6 protein-coding genes and 2 pseudogenes are annotated in these 7,897 nt (G+C 47.7%); 6 read left to right on the top strand and 2 right to left on the bottom strand.

Translation table 11 applies throughout. The features are described 5' to 3' along the window. Positions 1–94 precede the first annotated feature (94 nt). From PPOP_RS09615 to PPOP_RS09630, 5 genes are all read left to right on the top strand, one after another. Positions 95–1,006 carry a sugar ABC transporter substrate-binding protein gene (locus PPOP_RS09615; RefSeq protein ID WP_267879068.1) on the top strand — a complete coding sequence of 304 codons (912 nt, stop codon included), beginning with the start codon at positions 95–97 and terminating at the stop codon, positions 1,004–1,006. A gap of 11 nt (positions 1,007–1,017) precedes the next feature. Next, a complete protein-coding gene (locus PPOP_RS25110; protein WP_267879069.1) occupies positions 1,018–1,344 on the top strand; it encodes an extracellular solute-binding protein in 327 nt (108 codons plus the stop codon). A 256-nt stretch (positions 1,345–1,600) separates the two neighbouring features. Beyond that, positions 1,601–2,854 carry a carbohydrate ABC transporter permease gene (locus tag PPOP_RS09620; protein WP_042228217.1) on the top strand — a complete coding sequence of 418 codons (1,254 nt, stop codon included), beginning with the start codon at positions 1,601–1,603 and terminating at the stop codon, positions 2,852–2,854. Next, the gene (locus PPOP_RS09625; protein WP_006286088.1) at positions 2,851–3,693 is read left to right on the top strand and encodes a sugar ABC transporter permease; all 843 of its coding nucleotides are present in this window, start codon (positions 2,851–2,853) and stop codon (positions 3,691–3,693) included. The genes PPOP_RS09620 and PPOP_RS09625 overlap by 4 nt, the downstream gene beginning before the upstream one ends. A gap of 55 nt (positions 3,694–3,748) precedes the next feature. Then, the gene (locus PPOP_RS09630) at positions 3,749–6,199 is read left to right on the top strand and encodes a glycoside hydrolase family 31 protein (RefSeq protein ID WP_006286089.1); all 2,451 of its coding nucleotides are present in this window, start codon (positions 3,749–3,751) and stop codon (positions 6,197–6,199) included. Between the two features lie 222 nt (positions 6,200–6,421). On the opposite strand, the pseudogene PPOP_RS25870 reads toward PPOP_RS09630, so the two are convergent. Together PPOP_RS25870 and PPOP_RS09640 are read right to left on the bottom strand one after the other, a co-directional pair. Then, positions 6,422–6,913, bottom strand: a pseudogene (locus tag PPOP_RS25870) (VanZ family protein); the annotation flags it as partial. A 67-nt stretch (positions 6,914–6,980) separates the two neighbouring features. After that, positions 6,981–7,445: a hypothetical protein gene (locus PPOP_RS09640; protein WP_006286091.1), complete on the bottom strand. Its 465-nt coding sequence runs from the start codon at positions 7,443–7,445 to the stop codon at positions 6,981–6,983. Between the two features lie 270 nt (positions 7,446–7,715). On the opposite strand from PPOP_RS09640, the pseudogene PPOP_RS25875 reads away from it, so the two are divergent. Further along, positions 7,716–7,897 (top strand): annotated as a pseudogene (locus PPOP_RS25875) (helix-turn-helix domain-containing protein); the annotation flags it as partial.

Below are 7,897 nucleotides of genomic sequence, written 5' to 3' on the forward strand. Positions count from 1 at the left end.
ATATATTGGCTCGGACGGAGCCATCAGGGAGAGATGAGGTTACGAACTCGATGATCTGAGAAGCCCCTAGCTTTAGCTATGGGGAGTCGTCACGATGGTATTCACGTTGGCGGCGTGCGGAGGGAAAACGACTTCAGCACCGACGGAGACAGGAACGACAACAAGCGAGACAACAACAGATACGAGTACGACAGACTCGGATGAATTGGTTCCTGAAGATGGAGCAAGTCTGATTGTATGGGAGAGTAAAGAAGCGCGTCCGTTTGTTGAAGCGATCGCGAAGGAATTTACAGCGAAGTATAACGTGCCTGTTAAATATGAAGAAGTAGCGGCACCTGACCAAGTCAACAAATTGGTGAATGACGGTCCTGCAGGCATCGCAGCAGATATCGTCGTCTTCCCTCATGATAACTTGGGTAAAGCGGTAACTGCCGGACTCGTGTTTCCGAATGACTTCCACGAAGAGAAGACGCGTGCGGAGAACTCCGAGCTAGCCGTGAATGCTTCTTCCTTTGAAGGCGTGTTGTATGGCTACCCACGCTCTGTAGAGACGCCGATTATGTTCTACAACAAAGACCTCGTTCCTGAAGCCCCTAAGACAATGGAAGAGGTTATGGAATTATCAACAACGATGAACGATGTGAAGAACAAAAAATATACGTACATGTGGGAAATAGGCAACTTCTACTATGACTACATGTTCCTAGCAACAACCGGCGGCTATGTATTCGGCGATGATGGCAGCGATAAATCAGACATCGGCTTGAATAACGAAGGCGCGATCAAAGGAGCAACATTCCTCCAGCAATTTGCGAAGCAGGTGCTTCCATTGACGACTTCTGACGCAACAGGCGATGTGAAGAAGGCCCTCTTTACAAGCGGCAAGCTGGCGCTGAACATCGACGGTCCTTGGGCGATTCCGGATCTGAAGTCATCTGGCATCAACCTTGCGCAGCACCGATTCCTAGCATTGAAGGACAGCCGTCCAAGACTTTCTCTGGCGTGAAGTCCTGGTATGTGAACTCCTATACGAAGTATCCGAACGCAGCGAAGCTGTTTGCTGAATTTGCTTCCACGAAGGAAGCACAATTGATGAACTATGAGATGACAGGCGTTGTTCCTGCTAATAAGGAAGCGGCGGCTGACGCTGAAGTAGCGAGCGATCCGTTTACGGTAGCGGTATTGGAGCAATTTAAGAATTCCTACCCAATGCCAGCTATTCCTGAGATGGGAAGTGTATGGAGTCCAATGGCTGCAGGACTTGCAGATGTGTTGAACAAAGGCAAGGATCCGAAAGAAGCGCTCGACAACGCAGTGAATCAGATTAAAGACGCAACTAAATAAAAGTCATACGGATGGGGACCCGGGTGAGTGTGGAGCACTCGTCCGGGTCGTTTCTTTCAAGAGTAGGGCCCGTGCCTAACGGGCCTACGGGTGGGACCCTTGTAAGGAGGAAGGAGAGGACGTTATGAGCACTCGACAACAGGCTTCCATGAACGGTGAAGCGTCGCAGCGCACGCAAGAAGCGCCGCAACCTGCGAGTAGCAATAGCGGGGCGATAGCCGCCGTGCTGTCAGGCGTATTCTGGGGTTTAGGTCAAATGTTTAACCGTCAATACCTTAAAGGCATTTTGTTTATGCTGTTTGAAGCAACAGGGCTGTTCTATCTGTTCAATCGTTTGCCTCATGGGATCTGGGGCTTGTATACCCTTGGTGAGACGCCTTCACAGATGATGAAGGTAGGAAAGCTATACAAGATGATTCCTGGGGACCACTCGATTCATTTGATCATACAAGGACTTATTTCGCTGCTTGTCCTGTTCGTCTTTATATGGGTATACGTACTCATTGTTAAGGATGCCCTTGCGGTAGGACGCGCGCGTGCTAGAGGGGACAAACCGAACAACTTCCTGCAAAGCTTGGTGTATGTTCAAGAGCATAAATTTGCTTATCTGTTCCTGGCATTGCCAACAGCAGCGGTGTTGTTCTTTACGATAATGCCGATTATTTTCATGATTCTGCTCGCCTTCACGAACTACTCGGCTCCTGATCATGTGCCGCCTGCCAAGCTTGTAGACTGGGTAGGCTTCCAGAACTTTGCTGACTTGCTGCAGCTTGGCACTTGGAGCGGAACTTTCTATGGCGTCCTCACTTGGACGATCATTTGGGCCATTCTTGCAACTGTAACCTGCTACTTCGGCGGTATTCTAGTCGCTCTCTTGGTTCAACAGGCAGGGATTAAGTTCAAGACGATGTGGCGAACGATCTTTATTATTCCGTATGCGATCCCGCAAATGCTATCGTTCTTGATTATGCGCAACATGTTTAACGGTGAATTTGGACCGATCAACCAATATCTGAGCTACTTTGGCTTAGGAAAGCTGCCGTGGCTGTCCGATCCATTCTGGGCGAAGGTAACCGTGCTGCTCGTGAATATGTGGGTAGGTATACCGGTTACGATGGTTCTTGTTATCGGGATCTTGACAACGATTCCAAGAGATATGTATGAAGCCGCAGAGGTAGACGGCGCAACGGCTTGGCACAAATTCAAGGCCATTACGCTGCCGATGATCCTGTATTCAACTGCACCAATCCTGATCGGGCAATTTGCAGGCAACATCAACAACTTTAACGTTATTTTCTTGATGACCAACGGTAATCCGCCGAATGGTGAATATCAGTACGCGGGCAGCACCGACTTGCTCGTGACATGGCTGTACAAATTAACGCTCGACAATAACAAATTCAACATGGCTGCAGCTATAGGCATCATCATCTTTATCATCGTAGCTTCCTTGTCCATCTGGAGCTATCGCCGTACCCGTTCGTTCCGAGAGGAGGATATGATCCAATGAGTGTAGGTACCAAGAAACATTCACGTGTGCGTCTCATCGTAAGCTACTTGCTGCTGATCCTAATCACTCTCAGCGTGTTCTATCCGACGTTCTGGATCTTGATGTCATCCATTCGTCCAGGTACATCGATTTATAGTGAGACGCTTATTCCAACAAATCCGACGTTTGAGCATTATATTCGTCTCTTTACTTCCGAGCAGTATCAATATGGTCGGTGGTATCTCAATACCCTGAAGATCGCGACCTTCAACATGATCTTTGGCGTTATTCTCGTCGTCATGACCGCTTATGCGCTGTCCCGCTTCCGTTTCTACGGGCGGAAGAATCTGATGTCAGGGATGCTCGTGCTCGGCATGTTCCCAGGGTTCATGAGCATGATTGCGATCTACATCCTTCTTATGCAGCTTAACCTCTTGGATACGCATCTTGCGTTGATCCTGGTGTATTGTGCGGGCGCGCCGCTGGGTGCATTTGTGGTCAAAGGCTTCTTTGATACGATTCCAAAAAGCTTGGAGGAGTCCGCGCGAATTGACGGCGCGACACACTGGACGGTATTCGTTCGCATTATGCTGCCGCTGTCGAAGCCAATGATTACGTATATTGGGCTCATGACCTTTGCTGGCGCATGGGGAGACTTTATCTTTGCCCGACTTGTGCTTCGTACAAAGGAGAAATGGACGCTTGCCATCGGGCTGTGGGATATGGTTAACAACGCATCGACGAACTTTACGATGTTTGCCGCAGGCGCGGTGCTGATCGCGATTCCAATTGCACTCTTGTACTTATTCTTGCAGCGCTTCTTGGTGGAAGGGCTGACGGCGGGCGCAAGCAAGGGATAAGCAGCAGGTTGGCAATCAGCTTACTCAACTTCAATAGAACGCAGGAGGGGTAACGATGCAGGATACAAGTGCAGCTATACATCCAGAGAATGCGAGCCAACATGCACAGAACCATACTGGCGCGGCGATCGGAACGATCACTTGCGTGAAAGAACAAGATCAAGGGTTATTGTTGATCGGAACGTATTTTAATCTCGCGATTACGTCGGTAGATGCCGGCGTAATCCGCATCATGACCTTCCGTGGACATCAGCCGAATGGGAAGACGACACCAGCGATTGTTGAATCTTCCGCACGCGCAGCTACACCTCTAGCTTGGAAGACTACGGATGAAGAAGTCTCGATTGCCGTTGGCAAATCAACGATGACCGTCAACCGCCAAACCGGTAGGATCCATATGAAGGGCGAGGGCATGCCAGGTGTAGATATCGTCAGCTTGCAGCGTAATCGTGAAGCGGTGGGCGACTATACGGCATTTGTATCCTTAACCAGCGATGATCATATTTATGGCCTTGGTGAAAAGACAGGATTCCTTGATAAGCGCGGAGAGCGCTATACGATGTGGAATTCCGATGTCTATGCGCCGCATGTGCCGGAGATGGAAGCCCTGTATCAATCCATTCCATTCTTGACGGTGCTGAATCAAGGTGCAAGCTACGGATTGTTCTTGGATAATCCGGGTAAAACGGTATTTGATATGCGGACCTATGCCGATCATGCGATGCTCCAGACGTGGACGGGAGAATTTGATCTGTACTGGATCGAAGGACCGACGATGAAGGAGGTTCTCGTTCGCTACGGGAATCTAACAGGCCGCATGCCGCTTCCGCCGAAGTGGGCGCTTGGCTACCACCAATCCCGATACAGCTATATGGATGAAAAGGAAGTCCTGGAGCTTGCTCATACGTTCCGTGACAAGGAGATTCCTTGCGACGTGATTCATCTAGACATTCATTATATGAACGGCTATCGTGTATTTACCTTTGATGAAAGCCGCTTCCCGAATCCTGAACACATGATGGAAGAGCTTCGTGAGCAGGGCTTCCATATCGTACCGATCGTGGACCCAGGCGTGAAGAAGGACCCGATGTACGCTGTGTATATGGAAGGCGTCGAAGGCGATTTCTACTGCAAGACGGCAGAAGGCGATATTTATACAGGTCCAGTATGGCCGGGTGAGAGTGCCTTCCCAGACTTCACGGAATCGCGAGTACGCGATTGGTGGAAGGAGAAGCAGCGCTTCTACACGGATCTAGGCATTGATGGCATTTGGAACGATATGAACGAGCCGGCCATTTTCAATGAGACGAAGACGATGGACGTTCATGTGATGCATGGCAACGAAAGCGATCGCAAGACGCATGGCGAGCTGCACAATGTGTACGGCATGTGCATGTCTCAAGCGAGCTATGAAGGATTAAAGGCATTGCTTGAAGGCAAGCGTCCATTCGTCCTTACCCGTGCGGGCTATAGCGGCATTCAGCGCTACGCAGCGGTGTGGACAGGCGACAACAGAAGCTTCTGGGAGCATATGTCCATGGCGATGCCGATGGTGATGAATCTTGGCTTGTCGGGTGTTCCGTTCTCTGGTCCGGATATCGGAGGCTTCGCGCACCATACAAGCGGTGAGCTGCTTGCTCGCTGGACGCAGATGGGGGTATTCTTCCCGTATGTTCGCAATCACAGCGCAATTGACACGCTGCGTCAGGAGCCTTGGTCGTTTGGCGAGGAGATTGAGCGCATTTGCCAGCAGTATATTTCCTTGCGATATCAATGGATGCCGTACCTGTATCACTGGTTCTATGAAGCTTCCAAGACGGGTCTTCCGCTCCTGCGTCCCCTGGTGCTGGAATATCCGAACGACACGCAAGTATATAACCTATGCGATCAGTTCATGATCGGCGACTCGGTTATTGTGGCGCCGATTTATCGCCCGAATACGGAATGGCGATCCGTCTATCTGCCTGAAGGAGAGTGGGTAGACTACTGGAGCGGTGAACGATTCGCAGGCAAGCAGCACACCCATGTACATGCGCCTGTGGAGAAGCTTCCGATCTATGTACGTGCAGGCGCTGTATTGCTGGAGGGTCCTGTTCGTCAATATGCTGAACAGAAGGTTGATTCTGACTATGTAACCGCGTCTGTTTACCTGCAACGTAACCATGGCGTATCCGAGCTTCATTGGTATGAGGACGATGGATTAACCTTTGCCTACGAAGACGGACAGTGGAACAAGATGAACATTCAAGTGATAGAATCGGAGCAAACGCTGAATGTAAAAGCGAAGTATTCGGTGCATGGCTATGAGACGAAGCGAGACAGCCTGCAATTCCGTTTTATCGGCTTACCAGCAGCACCGACATCTGTGTCTGGACTTGGAGATCGTATGAAGCTTGAGGCATGGACACAGAATGCGACAGGCTGGGCGTATGATGAAGCACGCGGTGAACTATGGGTGAAGCTTCAGGAGAATAAAGCAGGGCATGAATTCAAGGTAACGCTATAATCGCTCTATAAAGAATGCAGCGATGGAGCGTAACGGCATGAAAGCCGATATCCATCGCTGCTTTGCTTTTCATTCAAGTGGATCGGACCGAATTCGTGAACCAGATGAACTTCCAGAGCCTGCTGGTATGGACTTTGAATAAACATATTGTGTAAACGAATTATGCTCCATGTTTGTTAGGTCTACAACTTTCACAAAAAGAAATGAAACGGCTTTGAAAATGAAATAACCAATAAGTACTCCAGTAAAGTTAAAGATAATATCATTAACATCAATCATTCGATATGGATACTTAATACTTACAGAAATACATAGTTGAATGGTTTCAACGATAATTCCAAGAATAATACCACTGCTAACTAACTTAACGAAGCTTTGTTTGTTAACTACATAATTTATAACAAAACCAAATGGAATGGTCATGATGATATTAAGGATATGTTCCTTAGTAAAAATCGAGAAATATTTCCCAGTCCATAGCGGGAGCAGGTTTATATTATCACTGAATGAGGAATTCGGACGTACCAAAGATAAATACGTTTCATTTATAGGGATTGGAAAAAGTGTATATTTGATTACAAAGATCAGATAATAAAAAAGGATCCCGCAAAAGAATATATGAACATTGCTTTTTTTTCTTAATTTGAGGATGAAAATCATTAAAAGTAATAATGGAACACAGAATAATAGGTATAACTCATGAAAACGTAACATAGAAAATCTCCTCTTAAACGGTAAAGAACCGCCTAATTAGGCAGTCCCTTACCATTTTAATAATTTGTTAGTACGTGCTTTTCAGTGAGCCAGATCCGGAAAGGTTCCAATTATCATCATGCGATTTTTCTAAGTAGAGATAGTATTCGCCATTTAGATCTGAACCACCATCGGCTGTAAACCACCCAAAGTTTTTGCTAAAAGTGCTGCTTCCACCTAATGTAGACGACGGTTGTACATCGATAGTTCCAACCAAATCATCCGCACTTAGTGCCCCATCTTGTTCCCAGACGGCAATTTTTACACTAGTCGGCGTCGGTGTCCAACCCGAATCTTGTGAAACAGTCATTATGTTTCCATCGAGTTGTATTGTCCCGTCGTGTAAAGTATGGATCTGTCCATTTTTCTCACCATCAACAATCCGGTAATCCATCGTCCAGCTAAAGTTTGAAATGTCGGTTGTAGCGAACACAGGGACGGCCATTACAGCAAATACAGTTAGTCCGAAAATTGAGTTGACGATTTTTTTCATTCAAATAACCTCCAATGGAAATTTGTATAAGTCCTCACATGTAATATAGTACCTGTTTTTTTCTATATATATCCATAGTCTATTACTACCAAAAGAAGATGTGCTTCTTCGGCGATTAGCGTGCTAGACCAGGATGACGGAGTGTTTTTATATGTGACGGATTGTAAAATGAAGTGCGACACCTTCTGGGAATAAAAAACAAAGGACCCATGGCCGGATTCGTGTAGAATGAAAGTTCTCACCACCTCATTCACACAAGGAGAATCCACCATGAGCTACACTCATCTTAGCATAATCGAGCGAAGCAAGCTAGAAATCCTCCATCAGCAAGGGAAAAGTGCCCGAGCCATCGCAAGGACATGCCACCATTAGCCGGGAACTGCGCCGAAACGCAGCCCAAGAGACTTACCGTGCGGGGCCATCTCAGGAGAGCTATGTCCAGCGTCGTCAGG

Source organism: Paenibacillus popilliae ATCC 14706 (assembly GCF_000315235.1).
Classification (GTDB): domain Bacteria; phylum Bacillota; class Bacilli; order Paenibacillales; family Paenibacillaceae; genus Paenibacillus_B; species Paenibacillus_B popilliae.